This window comes from Oryzifoliimicrobium ureilyticum (assembly GCF_037199735.1).
Classification (GTDB): domain Bacteria; phylum Pseudomonadota; class Alphaproteobacteria; order Rhizobiales; family Rhizobiaceae; genus Rhizobium; species Rhizobium ureilyticus.
This window is the reverse complement of sequence record NZ_JBBBVQ010000026.1, coordinates 1-18,887: the sequence shown is the minus strand read 5'-3', so window position 1 is coordinate 18,887 and position 18,887 is coordinate 1. Positions and strand designations below refer to the sequence as shown.

General features: G+C 54.9%; 17 protein-coding genes. 1 reads left to right on the top strand and 16 read right to left on the bottom strand.

The genetic code is table 11. The annotated features are described in order from the left end of the window. Positions 1-3: 3 nt before the first annotated feature. Positions 4-2,265: a type VI secretion system tip protein TssI/VgrG gene (gene tssI, locus VQ830_RS25045; protein ID WP_337270887.1), complete on the bottom strand. Its 2,262-nt coding sequence runs from the start codon at positions 2,263-2,265 to the stop codon at positions 4-6. A gap of 186 nt (positions 2,266-2,451) precedes the next feature. Between tssI and VQ830_RS25040 the strand changes: the two genes are divergently transcribed. Then, complete coding sequence (locus VQ830_RS25040) at positions 2,452-3,396, top strand: hypothetical protein (RefSeq protein WP_337270886.1); 945 nt, start codon at positions 2,452-2,454, stop codon at positions 3,394-3,396. 41 nt (positions 3,397-3,437) lie between these two features. Here VQ830_RS25040 and VQ830_RS25035 read toward each other — a convergent pair whose 3' ends face one another. The 15 genes from VQ830_RS25035 to VQ830_RS24965 all read right to left on the bottom strand — a co-directional run. Continuing rightward, positions 3,438-4,115 carry a hypothetical protein gene (locus VQ830_RS25035; RefSeq protein ID WP_337270885.1) on the bottom strand — a complete coding sequence of 226 codons (678 nt, stop codon included), beginning with the start codon at positions 4,113-4,115 and terminating at the stop codon, positions 3,438-3,440. 385 nt (positions 4,116-4,500) lie between these two features. Further along, on the bottom strand, positions 4,501-5,457 hold the full coding sequence (speB, locus tag VQ830_RS25030) for an agmatinase (RefSeq protein ID WP_337270884.1): 957 nt from the start codon (positions 5,455-5,457) through the stop codon (positions 4,501-4,503). A 277-nt stretch (positions 5,458-5,734) separates the two neighbouring features. Then, positions 5,735-6,916: an amino acid aminotransferase gene (locus VQ830_RS25025; RefSeq protein WP_337270883.1), complete on the bottom strand. Its 1,182-nt coding sequence runs from the start codon at positions 6,914-6,916 to the stop codon at positions 5,735-5,737. A 61-nt stretch (positions 6,917-6,977) separates the two neighbouring features. Beyond that, a complete protein-coding gene (locus VQ830_RS25020; protein WP_337270882.1) occupies positions 6,978-7,760 on the bottom strand; it encodes an ABC transporter ATP-binding protein in 783 nt (260 codons plus the stop codon). A 1-nt stretch (position 7,761) separates the two neighbouring features. Next, complete coding sequence (locus tag VQ830_RS25015) at positions 7,762-8,622, bottom strand: ABC transporter permease (protein ID WP_337270881.1); 861 nt, start codon at positions 8,620-8,622, stop codon at positions 7,762-7,764. A gap of 24 nt (positions 8,623-8,646) precedes the next feature. Next, positions 8,647-9,663 carry an ABC transporter substrate-binding protein gene (locus VQ830_RS25010; protein ID WP_337270880.1) on the bottom strand — a complete coding sequence of 339 codons (1,017 nt, stop codon included), beginning with the start codon at positions 9,661-9,663 and terminating at the stop codon, positions 8,647-8,649. A 78-nt stretch (positions 9,664-9,741) separates the two neighbouring features. Further along, the gene (locus VQ830_RS25005; RefSeq protein WP_337270879.1) at positions 9,742-10,932 is read right to left on the bottom strand and encodes an alpha-hydroxy acid oxidase; all 1,191 of its coding nucleotides are present in this window, start codon (positions 10,930-10,932) and stop codon (positions 9,742-9,744) included. Continuing rightward, positions 10,929-12,224: a hypothetical protein gene (locus VQ830_RS25000; protein ID WP_337270936.1), complete on the bottom strand. Its 1,296-nt coding sequence runs from the start codon at positions 12,222-12,224 to the stop codon at positions 10,929-10,931. Before VQ830_RS25000 ends, VQ830_RS25005 begins: the two co-directional genes overlap by 4 nt. A gap of 34 nt (positions 12,225-12,258) precedes the next feature. Then, positions 12,259-12,990: a histidine utilization transcriptional repressor HutC gene (hutC, locus tag VQ830_RS24995; protein ID WP_337270878.1), complete on the bottom strand. Its 732-nt coding sequence runs from the start codon at positions 12,988-12,990 to the stop codon at positions 12,259-12,261. 36 nt (positions 12,991-13,026) lie between these two features. Beyond that, positions 13,027-14,040: a zinc-dependent alcohol dehydrogenase gene (locus tag VQ830_RS24990; RefSeq protein WP_337270877.1), complete on the bottom strand. Its 1,014-nt coding sequence runs from the start codon at positions 14,038-14,040 to the stop codon at positions 13,027-13,029. Between the two features lie 3 nt (positions 14,041-14,043). After that, a complete protein-coding gene (gene hisD / locus VQ830_RS24985; protein WP_337270876.1) occupies positions 14,044-15,372 on the bottom strand; it encodes a histidinol dehydrogenase in 1,329 nt (442 codons plus the stop codon). 247 nt (positions 15,373-15,619) lie between these two features. Further along, on the bottom strand, positions 15,620-16,390 hold the full coding sequence (locus VQ830_RS24980) for an SDR family NAD(P)-dependent oxidoreductase (protein WP_337270875.1): 771 nt from the start codon (positions 16,388-16,390) through the stop codon (positions 15,620-15,622). Between the two features lie 220 nt (positions 16,391-16,610). After that, positions 16,611-17,489, bottom strand: coding sequence for a glucose-1-phosphate thymidylyltransferase RfbA (gene rfbA, locus VQ830_RS24975; protein ID WP_337270874.1), 879 nt, complete (start codon positions 17,487-17,489; stop codon positions 16,611-16,613). A 20-nt stretch (positions 17,490-17,509) separates the two neighbouring features. Beyond that, a complete protein-coding gene (gene rfbD, locus VQ830_RS24970) occupies positions 17,510-18,409 on the bottom strand; it encodes a dTDP-4-dehydrorhamnose reductase (RefSeq protein ID WP_337270873.1) in 900 nt (299 codons plus the stop codon). After that, a partial coding sequence (locus VQ830_RS24965; RefSeq protein WP_337270872.1) for a dTDP-glucose 4,6-dehydratase occupies positions 18,406-18,887 on the bottom strand: 482 nt, incomplete at its 5' end. The genes VQ830_RS24965 and rfbD, both read right to left, overlap by 4 nt.

Here is an 18,887-nt window from a genome sequence, read left to right as displayed (position 1 = left end):
CCCTCAGTTCAAATCGACGAGTTCGCTCGAAAGCTGGATATGGTCGGTTGCCGCGAAGTTGAACTTCTTTCCTAGAAGTAGAATCTCTCCGTTCTTTTTCATCACGAGTTTGGAATCGCCGCACTCGATGACAAATTCGTCTCCAACCGCGATCTTCTTGAAAGTGCCGACACTCTCAAGAGACACCTGGCCGACATTGACGACGTGGATCGATCCGATTTGTTCGGCCCTGGCAACGCCAACGGATGTCGACTGGAACGCGCCGATAATGGTGTTCATGATACCGGACATCGGAAACAGGCCACTAGCTGCTTCGCCAACGCCTGATCCGGAATTTGCAAGGGCGGTGCCAGCATCTGCTCGCGGGCTCGGTCCTGACACCACGCCTTCTCTTGCGGATAATCCGCTTGCTCCCAGGAAACCCAAGGCGGACGAGGCCATCGATGTCACGAATGATCCTATTCCGCCTCCAACGCCAGCAATCTGTGCCGCCTGACCGAGTAACCCGGCTGTATTTCCGGCAATGCCCATGACACCGGCCAGAGCCATCGTTGCCATCGGACCGGTACCACCAACGACGGTATTTACCGAGCCGCCGATCTCGTGCTTCTGGTTTCCAGAGACTTCGACAGCACGATTGCCGCCGATGGAAGAGACTTCATGCCGGTCGATACGTTTGGTCCGGTCATTGCGAACGCGGGTCGTCTGATCCTTCTGAGCATGGAAGAACTGGTTCTCTTTGCCGTTCTCGTCCTCGAACGTCATCTCATTGAAGCCTTGCCCCTTATGGGTGTTGGACCTCAAGACCATCCTCGTCTTATTGGCAGGCAGATCATAGGGGACGGTGTTCGATGGATTGTTCACGACGCCGGTTACGACCGGTCGGTCTGGGTCACCGTCAATGTAGGCGACCATCACTTCCATGCCGATGCGCGGGATCACTTGCGCTCCCCATGTACCGCCGCCCCATGCCTGGCTGACACGAACCCAGCAAGTATCTGTCCCGTCTTTTTTGGCTTTGCGGTCCCAAGGGAACCAGACCTTGATGCGCCCGTACTGATCAGGATGAATCTCTTCGCCCTGCGGACCGGCCACGATGGCGACTTGTGTGCCTTCGATGCGTGGTCGCTTGGTGCTGCGGTGGGGCGTCAGCGGAACGCGCGAGGGGATCGCTTCGAATTGGTTTGTATATTCCGGCTCGTTGGTATTCGTCTCATAAGAGCGGTCGACAACCGTGTGAACCGAGCGGATGATCACGTGCTCTTCGTACTCATGCTCTGGATGAGCTACTTCGTACGGCGTAAAGCGGCGACCGGCCTCCAGGATGCGAACGGTTGACGCCCCGAATACCCTGTTATGGTCTGCCTCACTTGCTTGTACCCGCAGCTTCTGGGCGCGTTCTGCTTCGGCGACGGAGGAGATGCGGGCTGGATATTCGTAAAGCTCGCGCTTTGTTGCGTCCGGCATTTGCACCAACGAGGGCGTCATAGTTCCCGGCACCATGCTTGGCGTCTCGAAGTTCCAGTCTGCCCCGGCTCTTTGACCGGGAACATAGGAATAGCGCCTTGCCCAATCTGTGATGTGGTTGCGGTCAGATGAACCCTGCGCCAGGCGCACCTTTCCTTCGCCTTGTGCAGAAGGCGAAGGTCCAAGCCAGCCATTGGCGGTGTCTGCAACATTCAGCTTATGGCTGCCATCCTCATGGCTAAACCAGTAGAATAATCCGTCTTCCTCGAATCGCCTTAGAAGATAAGAAAGGTCATCTTCCGCCCATTGGACGCTGTAATGGAGGGAACGTGGTGGTGTTATAACCCCTGACACATCTGGCGCTGGCAAGCCATGCTCGGCGAACAAGGTCTCGACGACATCGATCGATGTCTTGTCCATCCAGATACGGCAATCGCTTCTCTGGGAGAGAAGCCACATCTGAGGTCGTAAAGTCAGTGAGTAGGAACGGAGTCCCCGTGTGACCGGAGGTCCTTCGTCAAGAGCTGTTACCAGGCCGTTGAATGGCCGCCTTACACCGCCATCGTCGCCTTGACCTTGCTGGACTTCAACGGACACATCAAGCAGCCTGCCAATCAGTTCCTGAGGCTGTAGCGACTCTCGCTTGACGCGAAAGAACAGCCTTATATCGAAGAGGTTGTTGACTCCTTCTTCAACCTGCAGGCGTTCAGGCAGTATGACATCCTGGCCGAGGGGAGACTTAACCTTTAGAATTCGACTTGCCTGGATGAAATCGGAAGACGATGGCTGTTCGGTCATCATAACCCTCTAAATTCAGGAATTACTTATACTCTAGGTCGTCGGTTGAACAAATTTGCGCCAGAAATCAATGGTAGATTGTGTCAAAATAAAGGATGTAGCCCACTTTCTGCCATTCGTCCGTTGCGTATATCAACAAGCAACCTAGATTAGACGCGGATGATTTCCACCTTAAGACAGCATCAGGTGGTTGAACTTTTGGAAGACATCTCGCTGAACAATCACAAGACGGACGATCTCGTTAACGGTCGTCCTGGCGACCGCGCAGGCTATGCGATTATCCGTGAACTGGCGCAGGCAAACAGAGGTGATGGCTGGTGCGTGAACCTCAGGCGACGCGGCCGTCTTATCAGGCGTACATTCAAAGACAGCATATATGGCTCGGAACAGGCCAGTCTCGCCGAAGCCGTGGCCTTTCGGGATGCAATCATCTCGGCCCTGCCGCCACGGACAAATCACGAACAGGCGGTTCTGTTAAAGTCGACGAATAACAGTGGAATATCTGGCGTAAGAAAGACCGAATTTCGGGGTCAGGAAGTCTGGCAAGTAACGCTTCTGACGAATGATGGTCAAAACAAGGCCCAATTCTCAATCCGAAAATATGGGGATGCTCGTGCCCGAGAAATGGCCATCCGCACTCGACGCGCCTGGCTTGAGAAACTCCCTGTCAAACATTTGACCTATGCCGAATATTCTTCCGAAGTGACACAGTCGGTATTTGGAGATCAGCTACAACCGGTCGAGGATGTCCTGCCCGAAGTAAACATATCGGAAGAGGAAGTCACGGCGATCTTGAAGGCTATCGAGACAGATTTCGATGCTCGAAAGCCACGTCGTTTAAAAATCCGAGTGAGTCAATATGATCAACCTCGCATCACTCTCTATGTGTCTGATGGCAAGACGCCAGCCAAGAAAAAACAGAAGTTCATATCTACCGCGAGACTGACCTCTGAAGAAATTATGTTGGAACTGCAGACAACCATCGTCACTTTTATCACAGAGTTATATGACGAAGCGGTCGCGCAGTGGTTTATAAAGCATCACTGGTTCGGACGGTTCACGGCCGAAAAAGTCAGTTCAAAGACCGGGATCAATTTCGTTCTGCATCTTCCCCGTTCGACGTCATTGTGATTCGTCCGACGGCCCCACCTAACTTTCATACTGATTGTACATCATTCACTAGTATCAGAGGCCTTTTCAGATACTGGGCCACGATCGTGCTCGGTGCTCTCTTCCTGAGTTTTCTTCTTATTCAGTTCTTCCATCGTTTGATCGGTCCAGCGGAGAATTAACTCCGTTATCTCCTTTGGAGGATATGGAAGGAGATGATTAGGGATGGCGACGACGGCGGTCTGAAAAACAAGAACCAGGTGTTCTGGTTGCGTTAGTGCAAGGTGGCACTCTATCCACGACAATGTGCAGGAATGTGTTGTCGTGGTTTGTCTGAAACCGGCAGAAGAAAGTTCGACCTCAATACTCTTGTTGAACTCTTTATCGAACTTCACTTGATATTCAACGAACTTCGCGGAGAAAGCCGATTGTCGCGCTCTGCCATACCGGACGGCTGTAAAATACATCGCCAGAGCCGCGAACGGAGTCGTGATCAAAACTACGAAAATCGAGTCCCACCACGAGCGTATCGCAATAAACGTTCCTAGAAATACGAATGCACCAACCCAAGCTGCCGTAAGGGTTTCGACCTGAATCCTGTTCTCATACCAAGCTTCCCACTTGGTGCTATGGGTCATTTTGAAGTTCTGATAAAGTTGATGTACTACCCCCAATGTGGTGTCAGGTATTTGAGCTTCGTCCGGGTTGTAGACCAATCGGATCGGATCGTCAGACGCCATATTAGATTTAGCCTCAAGGATTCCAAAGTGCTGAGAACGTTGTAGATGTCTCAAGTATCCATATAATGTAAGCGCGTACGCAACCCCACATATCTTTCGGTCTGCTGACGGGCATCCATGTGTTCACATAGCACATGCTTGTTCAGCTTCAGGCGGAAAGGCTGTTGTTAAAGATGCTGGTGTGTATTTTCTAGCTAGTGGCAAAGGGACTAATAACGGGACGGTGATTAGTAATTGCCCTTGGTGTGGAATACGACTTAGTACCAAACTCGGAAAATAGATAATAAAGCTCCGTGAACCTAAAGGCTCTAGATTTCGGCATGAGAGATTAGCCTACAAAATCGCAACACAGTAGCTCGGAGGGGCGAAGGACTGGTGGGCGCCACTAGCGCCCGCGTTCGATCTGTCTGGCCATGATGCAAAGAATTTCGAACATCATGGTGGCACCGACGATTGAGGTCATGTTGACCAGATCAAACGGGGGAGCGACTTCTACTACATCCGCACCGACGAGATTGACGCCGTCTAACAAACGGATGAGCTGCTGAGCTTCCCTTGTCGTGAAGCCGCCTATTTCCGGTGTCCCGGTGCCCGGCGCCATGGAAGGATCAATGGAGTCGATATCGAAGGTGAGATAGGCCGGCGATGTGCCAATGATATCCTTGACGTCCTTGATAACGGACTGAGCTCCTCTCTCGATGAACTCCTCCATGTAAATGATCCGAACGCCTTGGGCCTTGGCCCAGTCGTGTTCGCCGGGCTCATAGATGGACCCTCTAATGCCAATCTGAACGATGCGGTGAGGATCGAGCAGACCCTCTTCGATGGCACGGCGGAAGGGCGTCCCGTGTGTGTAAGGGTTAGTACCGAAGTAAGTGTCGTTGGTATCGGAATGGGCATCGAAGTGGATCAAGCCCACCGGACCAGTCTTTGCCACAGCTCTGAGAACGGGCAGGGTCGTCAGGTGGTCGCCGCCAACGGAAAGCGGGAGTGCCCCATGGCTGACGATTTCGGAAATTCCCTCTTCAATTCGCTTGAGGCCATCCAGAAGGTCGATAGGGTTGACGGAAACGTCACCAACGTCAGCGACATTGGTGACCTTGAAAGGCTCCGTCTTGAAGACAGGATGGGTGCTGCGAATAAGGCTCGAGAGGTTGCGCACTTCGCGCGGACCGTGGCGGGCACCGGCACGGTTGGTTGTTCCGCCATCCCAGGGAATACCGACGAGCGCTATATCAAGACCAGCCGCCGATGCGACGGCAGGCAGCCGCATAAAGGTCGCGTGCCCAGCAAAACGAGGTACTTGAGCACCGTCGACTGGTTGATGAAATTTGCTGTCCATGCTCGGTAATCCCATCCTGTTCCTGTTTGACAACTTTACAAACGCTGCAACTTCGTTCCGTGATTAGCGCCAGGCCGATCGCGTCTTGGTTCATTGATAACGAACGTAATGCCGACCGCGATTCCTTCGTGGCGAGCCAGGGAAAAAAAGCCGCTTTCAAAATTGCCTGATCGCATCATATATTACCTCTTTGGGACGTAAACCTCCTCGGCATCAGGCGGTAGCGCCACAGCGCTTGGGACCTAACTTGCTCCACGCGGATAATTTGATCCTCCTATCAAAGGACCGCAACCACCGCTTTCGCGAGGTCATCGAGACGATCTTCCTTCAGCCCCGCGACATTGAACCGGGAATCGCCGACCATGTAGACCGCGAAGTCGTTCCGCAAGCGTTCGACCTGCTCTTCGGTTAGACCGAGGCGAGAGAACATACCTCGATGCTGGGCGACAAAATCAAATCGGGCAGAGTTCGACTGGCGACGAAGCGCATCGGCAAAGCCCGATCTCAAGTTGAGCATGCGCAGGCGCATGGTCTCGAGCTCGGATTTCCAGTCGGCGCGTAATGCATCATCTTCAAGGATCATGCGAACGATGGCTGCCGCATGATCCGGCGGCATCGAGTAGAGGACGCGCGTTGTAGCAAGGGCCTGGCTACCTGCGATGCGGGCAGCTTCAGCATCTTTTCCCATCAAGATGACGGCGCCCACCCGGTCGCGATACACCGAGAAGTTCTTTGAACATGAGGTTGCGACGACGAGTTCAGGAACCTTTCCGGCGAAGAGACGAACAGAAGCCGCGTCTTCGTCCAAACCGTTGCCGAAGCCTTGATAGGCAAGATCGAAGAACGGAAAAAGATCACGCTCGATCATAACCTCAGCGACAGCGCTCCATTGCTCCATGGTTAAATCTGCCCCGGTCGGGTTATGGCAGCATCCATGCAACAGGACGACATCGCCGCGATTGGCCTGCCTTAATCCCTCAAGCATGGCGTCAAACTTGACGGTGCCGGTGCCTGGATCGAAGTAAGGGTAGCTCGCAGTTTTGAAGCCCGCTGCCTTCAATATAGGAAGATGGTTCACCCATGTCGGGTCCGATAGCCAAACCGTTGCGTCAGGCCTTGCCTTCATCAAAAGGTCTGCGATCGTGCGCAGCGCGCCCGATCCTCCAGCCGTCTGGCAGGCAAACATCCGCGAAAGATCGGCGGTCTCTCCAAAGACCAGCTTCAGCATACCCTTGTTGAATTTCTCATCACCTGCGATGCCGACATAGGTCTTCGTTGTCTGTGCCTCAAAGAGCCGCTTTTCAGCGTCACGTACCGCCCTCATGATCGCTGTCGTTCCCTGGGCATCTTTATAGACGCCAACGCCCAGATCTATTTTCTCCGGTCGTGGATCGTTCTTGTAAAGAAGCGAAATGCTGAGGATTTTGTCCGGCGGGGCGGCGGTAAGGGTTTCAAACATGACTTGACCTTTCAACTAAAAAAAGCGTCTGGCTGCTGCGCCAATTGGCTGCTTGCCTGTTTTAATGTTCCATCTCGTCCTGCGAACCTGCACGGATCGCACCAAGCACTTCCTTTTGAAGAGCGATGAATTCTTGCGTAGAAATCATGTCCTGGCTCCTTGGGCGAGATAATCCGACATGGAAGGTCGCGTTGATCCGTCCTGGGTTTATGCTCATCGCAACAATACGGTCAGACAGATATACGGCTTCTTCGACGTCATGCGTGACGAAAAGAACTGTCAGGCGATGTTCCTCCCAGATCTGAGTAAGGAGCTCCTGCATCTGATGACGCGTTAGAGCGTCAAGTGCGCCGAACGGCTCATCCATCAAAAGCATTTTCGGACGATAAGATAGTGCGCGGGCAATTGCGACGCGCTGTTTCATGCCGCCGGACAATTGCGATGGAAACGCGTCGGCGAATTTGGTGAGCTTGACCAGCTCGATGTGGTGGCGCGCTATATCCCGGCATTCGCCCGCCTTAAGGCCCGCGGCCTTCAGAGCGAACTCCACATTTTGTTGCGCCGTCAGCCATGGCAGTAACGTGTAGGACTGAAAAACGACCCCACGATCAAGTCCGGGACCAACGATTGGGGAGCCGTCCGTCAGGAGCACGCCGTTATCGAATGCCTGTAGACCGGCAACGATCGACAAGAGAGTGCTTTTGCCGCAGCCGGAGGCGCCGACAAGAGAGACAAATTCATTGTCGGCAAGTTCAAGATCGATATTGCTCAGAGCATGGACGGGGCTCTTCTTGCCCCCATACCACTTATTCAGGCCTTCGATTTTGAGTTTGGGTTCGCTCATCTCAATGCCTTGAAGTGTACCGGAAAAAGACACGCTCAAGGGCCTTCATGCTCTGGTCTGTGATTAGACCAAGCAAGCCGAGGAGCAGGATGTATCCGATGATCGTCTGCGTTTGGAAATATCGCTGCGACACCACGATGCGATAGCCAAGGCCGGATGTGGCTGCGACGAGTTCTGCCAGCACCAGCCATGTCCACGCCCATCCTAGACTGATGCGCAGCGTATCCCAGATCCCCGGAAGGGCCGAGGGAAGGACGATGCGGCGTAGTATGTTGAACTCGGACATGCCGAGTGTTCGGCCAAGTCCGACAAAATCGTTTGGCACACGCTTGACGCTATCCATAACCATCAGGACCTGCTGAAAAAAAGTCCCGATAAAAATGATCACGAACTTTTGGACATCGCTTGTTCCCGCCCACAAGATTGTCAGAGGCACGAAGGCCACGACAGGCATATAACGAACAAAATCGACGAAGGGCTCGATTGCTGCTTCCCACGTTTTGAAGCAGCCGACCATAATCCCGATCGGGATCGCCAAAGCTGATGCGATCAAGAAACCAACGAGCATGCGGTAGATGCTGATCCCAGCATCAGTCCACAGCGTCCCATCGATTGCGAGTTCCATCATCTTGCTCCACACCGCGCCGGGTGAGGGCAAGAAGATCGGTTTTACCCAACCGGTGGCTGTCGCCATCCACCACACGGCGAGGAGGAGGGCAAACACGACAATAGCGATCAGGACGAATGATCGACCGGGGATAGAGTCGCCAATCCGGAAAGCACCTGGCGGTCTTCCTACGCCCGCGCGCGGTTGCGCGCGGGGCCCTGTTTTCATTGTCGAAGACAGTTCAGAGCTGGTCATTATGATCCTGTGGGCGCTCGGAAATCACTTGTTCGCGGCATCGACGAATGAGGTGTCGATGATGCTGTCGGCGGAAACGTCCTGGTTGACCAAGCCGGCTGTCTTCGCAGCTTTCAGAACGTCAACGAAGGTCTTCGTTTTGAAGTCCCCAGCAAAGGCTTTGGCAGCTTCTGCAGAGCTGTAATACTGAACTCCATCGAAGGCTGTCTTCAGATCATCTGGTGACGCACCAACGGCCTTGGAGATGATTGCACGATCCTCTTCCGTATTCTTCTTATAATCCGCGAGAGCAGCATCCCATGCCTTGATCATCGCAAGGACCTGGCCAGGCTTTTCCTTCAGCACTTCCTCGCGAACGACGAGGACGTCCGAAATCAGGCCTGGATCCTTACCAGCCTCGAAAAGCAGCTTGATGTTTTTGTCCTGCGCAAGTGCCGTCGAGATATAGGGTTCGTAAGTCACGGCAACCGGGACTCTCCCCGCAATCAAGGCCGTTCCGGCATCGGCGGCTGGCATCGGGACACGCGTGATGTCGTTGAAGGTCATGCCGTTGGTGGAAAGCGCGTAGTTCAACAGAATGTCGCTCGTTGTGCCTTCTTCAAACGCGATATTCTTACCCTTCAGGTCAGCAACGCTCTTAATGTCGCCGCCCGCGAGAATCGCGTCCGCCTTTAGGCTGAAATCGAGCAACGAAACGATTTTTACAGGTAGTCCAGCCGCGACCATGCCCATGGCCGTGTGGGTAGCAATATTAGCGGCGTCGAGCTGACCGCTGGCAAGGGCTGCGTTGATATCTTTGTCTTCACTGAAGTTGACAAGTTCTACCTTCTCTAGACCAGCTTTTTTAAAGAAGTCTTTGGCTGCGGCAACGTGCCATTGGCCGTAGCCAAGCCATGGCTCAATGCCGATCTTGAAGGTGCCCGGCTCGGGCTTTGATGGAATTGGATCTTGCGCCTGGGCTGGGGCGACGGCGAGAATGCCGGCTAGCCCGAGCGCCATGGCTGCACGCGAAAACTGCTGATGGATCGATCTGTAGTTCATTGGGAACCCCTCTTTCTTGTTGATTGGACCTGCACTTGATGTTGGTTTGACGTTTTCCGTTGGATCGTTTGGTGGAAGTCATTCTGTCTGAAAAAGGCTTTCATCTTTCGTCGGAGTCAGTCTCTCATCCTCTATGATGAGGTCGCGCCCCCGTTTCTTCAGGTCCGCGATTGAGTTGACGCCCATCAAAGTCATCGTGACGGTGATCTCTCGCCTTAAGGTTTCGATAGTGTGCTCGACGCCAGCCTTACCTGCAGCCGCAAGGCCAAAGGTATAAGCTCGCCCCAACATGACGCCGTCCGCACCAAGGCCGATGGCCTTGATGATGTCGCTTCCTCTTCGCACGCCGCCGTCCAGCATCAGCGAGAAGTCCGGCCTGACCGCGGCCCGGATGGCCGGAAGGGCTGTAATGGTACTCATGGCACCGTCGAGTTGGCGTCCGCCATGATTTGAAACTACGATGCCATCGACGCCAATGTTCTGGGCGCTCACCGCATCTTCCGGTGCGAGGATGCCCTTGATAATCAGCTTTCCCTTCCAGCGATCGCGCAACACCTCGATGTCCTTCCAAGACACCCTTTTGTCGATGCGTCTCGAAAGGTTTGCTGCCTGTTCCAGCGCGCCTTTGCCAAAGTCATTCCGATGCGCGACGGCGCGAACAGATGGCATGCCGCCGGGGCCCATCTCCAATAACCACCGGGGTCTGAGGCACATGCTCGCAAAGAGCTTCGGTGTCACGTGCGTCAGTGATCGAAAGCCGTTGCGGACGTCGCGCTCTCTGATGCCGGTGATGGCGGTATCGACGGTGACGAACAACTTCTCGACGCCGGCGCTCTCCGCAGCGCTCAAGAAGTCTTCACAAAGCGTTCGGTCATCGAGCAGGTAAAGCTGGAAGTTTAGTTCGCCGGCAGTCACCCGACGCAAATCCGCCAAGGATGCGATCGAAAAATTGGAAAGACAAAGAGGAATTCCCGCAGCGTGAGCGGCAGTCGCTGCTTTCTGTTCCCCGTTTCTTGAGTAGAGCCCAAGAAACCCAACCGGGCCCAACATAAAGGGCAGCGGGTGTTTGCTTCCAAGATACTCGGTCGTTAGATCAGGTTCGGCATATTCGCCGAGAACGTTTTGACGAAGCCTTAGTTTCGAAAAGTCACTAATATTTCGGCGATGGGTTTCCTCGGAAAGCGATCCACCATCGATATAGTCGAAGAGCAGTTTCGGTAGCCGCTTCTTGGATGCAAGCCGGAGGTCGTTGATATTGACGAACGTCACGATCTTGCCTCCGGATCGATCATTGAAAGGAAGTGGGACACAAGGTCGTCGCGTTCACAAGGTTCGGACCCGAGCATCGTCGCTACTGAAAGGCCTATCAAGGACGACGTCGGATTATGGCTTGTCGCATCCGCCCGAAGGTTCATAACGAGTGTCGGGCATAGAAAGAGCCCAAGCCGGATAACCTTCTGCCAATCCGCCGGAAGTAATCCACGGTCCTTCAGAGCAGCAAGGAGCGGGCGCCACATGCTCTCAGCTTTTATCTTGAGAAGACCTGCCCGAACCGGCGTCAGTTCCCAATCGAAATTCGCGTAAAGGACGCCATTTTCGTACCTCGCCCTTGCGTTGAATTTTTGTTGAGCAATCGCAGGATCGTAAAGCCAGTACGGATGAGCGAGGATATTGTGGAACGTGGTTTTAACCTCGGCGAGGAGCGTTGGGACATGCTCGCCGGCAAAAGCTGGATCGAAGAACGCAAGCCTTGCGTGACCGTCCCGTATTTCGAACCAGACATTGGCGTTATGGGCATCACCATGCGCCGTGACGCCTCCACTGTCGTCAAGACGCGACGGTGCCAATCGCTCATGTGCTGCGTCAAAAAGCTCTGCCAACGTGTTGCGATAGTTGATACCGTTGATGACAAAATGAGCCTTGGAAAGGATGTCCCAGGATAGGTCTAGGCCGGGAAATCTGAAGACCTTGCTGACGTAAAAATTCGACAATCGTCCGCCCGGATAGACATCCTCAGGAACGCTGACGAGGCGGTCATGGAATAGCCGATGGATCGGTTCTTGTGCGACCTGCTCAGGCGTAACGGGATGCAGCGTCTTAAGATAGACGGCGAGAACGGCTTCATTCAGTTCGTGCTCTGCGTCGAGCGCCAGACGAGCCAGGTCATCGTCATGGTCTTCATCAAGGGAACGAAGGAAATCGGAAAAGCGAGGATCTGTCCTGCGTTTGTAGACGAGGATCTGCTCCCCTGGAAGCTGTGAAATCATGATAGGCTGGTCTACCGGCAGGCCTGCCTTTGCCAGAATATCGGCGCGATAATATTCGCCGCTCATGTCCTCTTCATGTTCCTCCTGATGGAATTTGAAGAAGTATTGCTTTCCATCGGCCGAGAAGAAGCCATTCAGCGAATTTAGGCTATATTGATCGTAGTTGATCGCCACATCCTGCGCCTCGATCTGAAACAGATCTCGCAGGAGACCCGCAAGAAGCCCTTCAGCACTGCCGTTGCGTGCTTTGGCTTTCTCTCGGATGAGTGCGGTTCGACTGCCGGACGGCCCCATAGTCTTCATCATTCCTTCATTGCCCGAGATGCCTTCACTTCTTCGGCGGCAGGTATCGACTGCCAAGAGAATAGCGGCTTCCCACGTAGGTAAACGTATTGACTGTCGCGATCGTCGGCCCGGTCCAGGTTTTGCGGTGGAGGACGAGACAGCTGTCGCGTTCCCGGATCTGCAAGAGGCGGGCAAGTCTTTCCGTCGCCGGAATGGCGCTAATCAGATGCTCGACCTCAGTCAGCGGCGTACTGTGCTGGAGATAGTCGTAGGTGCCGATCGAGGTAAAGTCCTGATCGAGGTAGTTGCTGACAAGCTGCGTGTTGACACAGCGTTCCTCCAGTTGAACGGGAACGCCGTTTTCGTAATGAACAACCATCGAATGGTCGATGGGGCAGGGCGCCTCAAATTCGAATGCGTCCAGAAGCATCTGATCTGGCCGCTCAATGCGCTCTAGCAGGATAACCTCTGCGCGATGTTCACTTCCACGCGCCTTGATTTCCGCGATGATATTGCTGATCTCGATGAGCGTTGATTGGGCCTTGGGAGGGGAGACGAAGGTGCCCACACCCTGAACCCGCCGCAAGTATCCTTCAGCGGTGAGCTCGCGCAGCGCGCGATGGACCGTCATGCGCGACACGCCGAGCGATGATGTCAATTCATGCTCAGACGGAAGCTTCTTGTTCTGCGGCCAATTCCCGTTTCCAATATTGTCGAGGACGAAGTCCTTGACCTTTTCGTACAGCGGAAGAGCGGTGTCAGACAGGCCAGGCAATGTCCATCTCCGTTGCACGCGGACAGATCGTTTGGATTAGTCAGCGATGCGTATGATTGTTTTCAGCTTGGTTGAACGACCGTCGATAAGTCGCTGATACGCTTCAGGAATGTCGTCCATATTTTCCAGGATTTCTATGAATTTCAAAAGTGCTGGTTTAAGCTCTGGAAGCAGCGCAGCGGCTTCGGGAAGCTCGTCGTTGAAAGCGTGGCAACCGATAAGAGCGATTTCGCGTTCCACGAGGATGTTCGGATCGATGTCGAGCTTTCCGTGGCTAATGCCCACGAGAGCCAGCGCACCACCTCCGTCCAAAAGATCGATCCCCTCGGCAATGGCTTTGATGCTCCCGGTCGCATCAATGCCATATCGTAGGCGTGCTCTATCAAGTGCGGCTCTTGTCTGCTCCTTGTCCAGCGCGACGACCGACCCCTTGCAGATTTCGGCGACCATCTGAGCTCGCTCGCCATTGAGATCTGCGAACAGGAGCTTTCCCTCATGAAGATGCGATAACAGGAGACCGCATAGGCCGCCAATCGTTCCGCATCCAATGATGATAACTGGCTCCCCCCTTGGTGGGTTGAGCCGCCGCATGGCATGAAGCGCGACTGCCAAAGGCTCTGCCATCGCTGCGACTGCAGGATCGAGGAAGGGATCATGCTTGTGAAGGAGACGTGCAGGTAGCTGTGTCTGCTCCGCAAATCCTCCGTCGCATACCTCGCCAACGAATCCGAGATGCTCGCAGATATTCGTCCGGCCCGATCGGCATGCTTCACATTGCCCGCAGTAGAAGCGCGAGTCGGCTGCGACCAGGTCGCCGACGATGATATTGTCGACGCCCTCACCGACGGCGCTCACCCTTCCGCAGAATTCATGCCCCGCCGTTGAAGGGCGTCTGCTGATCCACTGGCCGGTTTTGAAGTTGTGGAGGTCGGAACCACATATGCCGGCAGCGCGCACATCGATCGTCACATATCCTTCGGGGGGAGACGACGGCTTGTCGATCTCTTCCACCCTCAGATCAAACTTGTCATAAAGTCGCGCCGCCTTCATCGGTCAGCCTCGTTTTGATAGGTACTTATCGCGGATCGCGGATACCGCGTGAGCGTGCGAGGAAAAACCTTCGTATTCGGCGAGAGTGTGAGCGCGCCTTGCAAACTCGGGATAAGCGGAGGCCGTTACATATCCAACCGAGCTGCGTTTGACGAAATCGGTGACAGAAAGAGGGCCAAAGGTCCGCGCCCAGCGGCTTGTTGGCAAGACAGCATTTGGACCGAGGCAGAAATTGCCAATGCTGACAGGCGTATGAGGACCCATGAGGATTTCGGCGGCTTCGGTGATCTGGCCAAGATGCGCAAAGGGGTCTTGCGATAGGAGCTCAAGATGCTCTGGAGCGTAGGCATTGATGAACTCATAGCTCTCCTCGACCGAGGAGGTGAGGATGACCCCACCGCATTTGCCTGAAAGAACAGTGCTCGAAAACTGAACGCGCTGATCAGTCATGCGTGCCCAATGTTCGGGGAGGGCAGCCAAAGCTTCCTCGGCGACGCGGCGACTATGGGTGACCAGATAGGCCGAAGAGTCTGGGCCATGTTCTGCCTCGATAAGGAGATCAAGGGAGGCAAGGCCGCCATGAACCGTGTCGTCTGCAAAGATGATCGCTTCGGACGGACCCGCAGGAAGGCCCGTGTCGATAATGCCTGACAGACAGCGCTTGGCGGCCACCACCCACGGGCTTCCAGGGCCAACAATTTTAAGGGCGGGCTTGATTGTCTCAGTGCCATAAGCAACAGCCGCGACGGCTTGAGCACCGCCCACCTTGTAGACCGTTTCAACGCCGGCAAGACGAGCCGCAACAAGCGTTGCGGCATCGACGCTGCCGTCGGGGGCGGGCGGTGTGACGATCGCAAGATCGGGAACACCTGCCACAACGGCCGGAACCGAAGTCATCATGGTGACCGAAGGAAAAGAGCCTTTGCCGCGCGGAACATAGAGTGCGACCGATTTGATTGGCGTGAAGCGGTCGCCCGCGAAGGCGCCCGGTTTGATTTCCTTGAGCCACATGGTTTCCGGCTTCTGTTCCTCATGGAAGTGCCGGATATTCTCGATGCCGAAGGTAATCGCTTCAATGACATCCTCGCTGACGAGCTTAAATGCTGCATCGAACTCCGCTTCGGTGACTTTAAGCGTTGCCTCGGTGACCTCGGCTTTATCGAGTTCGCGGCCGAAGCGAGCGACCGCGCGATCGCCTTCGGTCCTGACAGCCTCGAGGATCGGCGCTACTTTTTCAACAAATGCAGAGATATCAGTCTCGGATCGGCGTAGGAGCGCGGCCTTCTCGTCAGCTCCAAGCTTCGCATAGTCATGAAAGGTGACTTCGGTCATGCCCAAATCCTTCTTGGCGCACGAAGGCGCTCTCTGTGGAAAGGTCGTGCTGCTCGGCACGCTTATCCACGTCTCGCGCTCAGACCCATGAAGGCAGCGCGGTGTGTCACAGGCTGTTTGATTGAAGACGCCGAAGAATTCGGCGGACTTCGAGGAAGTCAGAGACTTCGTTCCCGTTACTGGTTCTTTAATTGTCTATACATGCTAAGACAACACAGCGACCTTGGAGCTGTCAAGCGTCTTTCGATTAGATCGAGGCGAGAAAACCACCATCCACGGGAATGCATTGGCCGGTGATATAGGCCGACGCGCTGCTGGCGAGAAAGACGACTGCGCCGCCGATGTCTGAGCTGTCTCCAAAACGTCGCTGTGGGATTTTTTCCTCCATCTTGGTTGCCCATGCCTCGTCCTGATAAAATCCCTCCGTCATCGCGGTGCGGAAGTAGCCAGGCGCAATTGCATTGACGCGAATACCGAGCGAAGCCCACTCCGCAGAAAGGGCACGAGTCATCCCCAGTAGGCCCGACTTCGAGGAGCCATAGGGCACGGCGGTCGGTATTCCGACATAGGAGGTGAGGGAGCAGACATTGATGATGGTCCCGCCGCTTGGCCGCTTCGACATCTGCCGCGCCGCAGCCTGCGACCAAAAGAACGCCCCCTTGAGATTGGTCCCGATGATCCTGTCCCAGATTTCCTCTTCGACCTCTAGCGAGGGTGAAACTTGCTCGTAACCGGCATTGTTAATGAGGATATCGATGGGACCTGCAGCGCTGTCGAATTTAGTCAGTGTTTCTTCGATCGACTTAAGATCCGTAACGTCCTGGGCGCTTGTTGCGCAGGTTCTGCCCAGCGCTTCGACCTTATTCTTCGTCTCGCTCAGGGATGTTTCGTCGCGCGCGGTCACGCAAATATTCGCTCCAGCTTCGGCGAGGGCCACGGCGATCCACTGACCCAAGCCTCGACTTGCACCGGTAATGACCGCAAGTTTTCCTGTCAGATCGAACATTGAGCTTTTCATGATGACCCCCTTTTTGAAGATTGAACCATCATGCAAGTCTAATGTCTATACATGTATTGACAGCTGTTATCGGCAAGCCGTCCTCATGGCGGGAGTGGTCATGAATACGCCACGCACGCCTTCGTTTCATCTGGGCAATTCTTTTATCGGAGCCTGTCACACCGCCGGATGGACGACATAACTTATTGGAGCCGCATCCTCGTCGATACATTCGTCATGATCATCCGAAATCGTCCGCCAACACCCTTTCCCGCAGATATGCCCCATAGGCGCTTTTGCCATACTCTTGTGCAAGGCGGGTGAGGGCAGCGCGGTCGATGAAGCCCTGACGATAGGCGATCTCTTCCGGGCAAGAGATCTTGACGTCCTGACGCCGTTCCAGCGTCGCGACGAACTCTGCCGCGTTGAGGAGACTGTCGGGAGTTCCGGTGTCAAACCATGCAAAACCGCGTCCGAGCGTCTCGACATTCATCCGGCCGCGCTTCAGATACTCCTTGTTGACGTCTGTGATCTCAAGTTCTCCGCGCGGCGATGGCTTCAGATTGGCAGCAATCTCAACGACGTCCTTGTCGTAAAAGTAAAGGCCGGTCACGGCATAGCTCGATTTCGGCTTTTCGGGCTTTTCCTCAATGGAGATGGCCTTGCGCGTCTCGTCGAACTCGACGACACCATAGCGCTCCGGATCGGCAACGCGATAGGCAAAGACGGTTGCGCCTTGCAGGTTGTCGATGGCGCGGCGGAAGGTATCGGTCACGCCATGGCCGTAGAAGATGTTGTCGCCAAGGATGAGGCAGGATGGGCTGTCGCCGATGAAGTCGGCGCCGATGATGTAGGCCTGGGCAAGGCCGCCGGGATGCGGCTGAACGGCATAGCTGAGTTTCACGCCCCATTGCGATCCATCGCCGAGGAGGCGCTCGAAGAGCGGCATGTCAAGCGGTGTCGAGATGATCAGGATCTCACGGATGCCTGCGAGCATCAGCGTCGACAGCGGATAATAGATCATCGGCTTGTCATAGACCGGCATCAACTGCTTCGAGATGACCCTCGTCATCGGATGAAGCCGCGTGCCGCTACCGCCAGCAAGAATGATGCCCTTCATGATCGATGTGCCCTTAAAGTTTATTGTTGAATAAGCCGCGCCACGATCTCAGCCGCCGACTGCCTCCAGTCTTGAAGCTGAACCCCATGCACGTCGAGCAGCTTTGTGCAGTTGAGACGGGAGTTGGCAGGTCGCTTGGCGGGCGTTGGATAGGAACTGGATGGAATGCGGTGGACCACTGCATGTGGTCCATTCAAGGCTTGAGACTGCTTGAAGATCTCAATGGCAAAATCAGCCCAGCTTGCCTCGCCACTGGCTGTCATATGGAAGACGCCACGCTGACTGCGGCTATCACTGTCCAGAAGATTGGCTGCGACCTGAAGCACTGCATCGGCGATATCCAGTGCAGAGGTGGGGTTCCCACGCTGATCATCGACAACATTCAGCTCATCGCGGCTTTCGGCAACCTTCAACATTGTCTTGAGGAAGTTCTTGCCGAAGGGACTGTAGACCCAGGCCGTTCGAAGAATGGCATGATTGTCCGTCGCTGCAGCAACCGCCTGTTCGCCGGCGAGTTTTGACCGGCCATAGGCGCCAAGCGGTGCAACAGTATCCGTTTCAAGATAAGGATCTGACTTGCTGCCATCGAAGACATAGTCGGTGGAGAGATGCACGATCGGCACATTCAGACGAGCTGCCGCTTCCGCAAGTTTGCCAGGAGCGAGGCCATTAACAACCTGCGCGGATTCCTCATCGCTTTCGGCTTGATCAACCGCGGTATAGGCGGCAGCCGAGACGATGATGTCTGGCTGTACCGAGGCTATTGCGTCAAATAGCCCTTCGGGCTGCGACAAGTCCATCTGCGGTCTACCAAGCGCAATCACCTCGAACATCTGCTGTTGCTTGGCGCGCTCCAGAAGGGATTGAACGACCTGTCCCTCTTTGCCTGTGACCACCATGCGTTTCAGAGCACTGGTCATGCGCTTGCCTTTCTCTTCTCATTGAGAAGCCCGAGGCGATCGCCGGCATATCCCTTGCGCAGTGGTTCCCACCACCACTGATTTTCCAGATACCAACGGACGGTCTTTTCGATGCCGCTGTCGAAGTTCTCCTGCGCGCGCCAGCCGAGCTCGTTCTCCAGCTTGTCGGCATCGATCGCATAGCGGGCGTCATGGCCTGGACGATCATCCACATAGGTGATGAGACGCTTGTGGCTGTCTGCCTGCGGACGGATCGCATCCATCAGTTCGCAAATGCGTGTGACGACGTCGATATTGCGCCGCTCGTTGCGTCCACCGACATTGTAGGTCTCGCCGATGCGGCCGCGCTCCGCAATGAGGTCAAGTGCCCTTGCATGATCTTCGACATAAAGCCAGTCGCGGATATTGGCGCCATTGCCATAAACCGGCAGCGGCTTGCCCTCCAGCGCATTGAGGATCATCAGCGGGATCAGCTTCT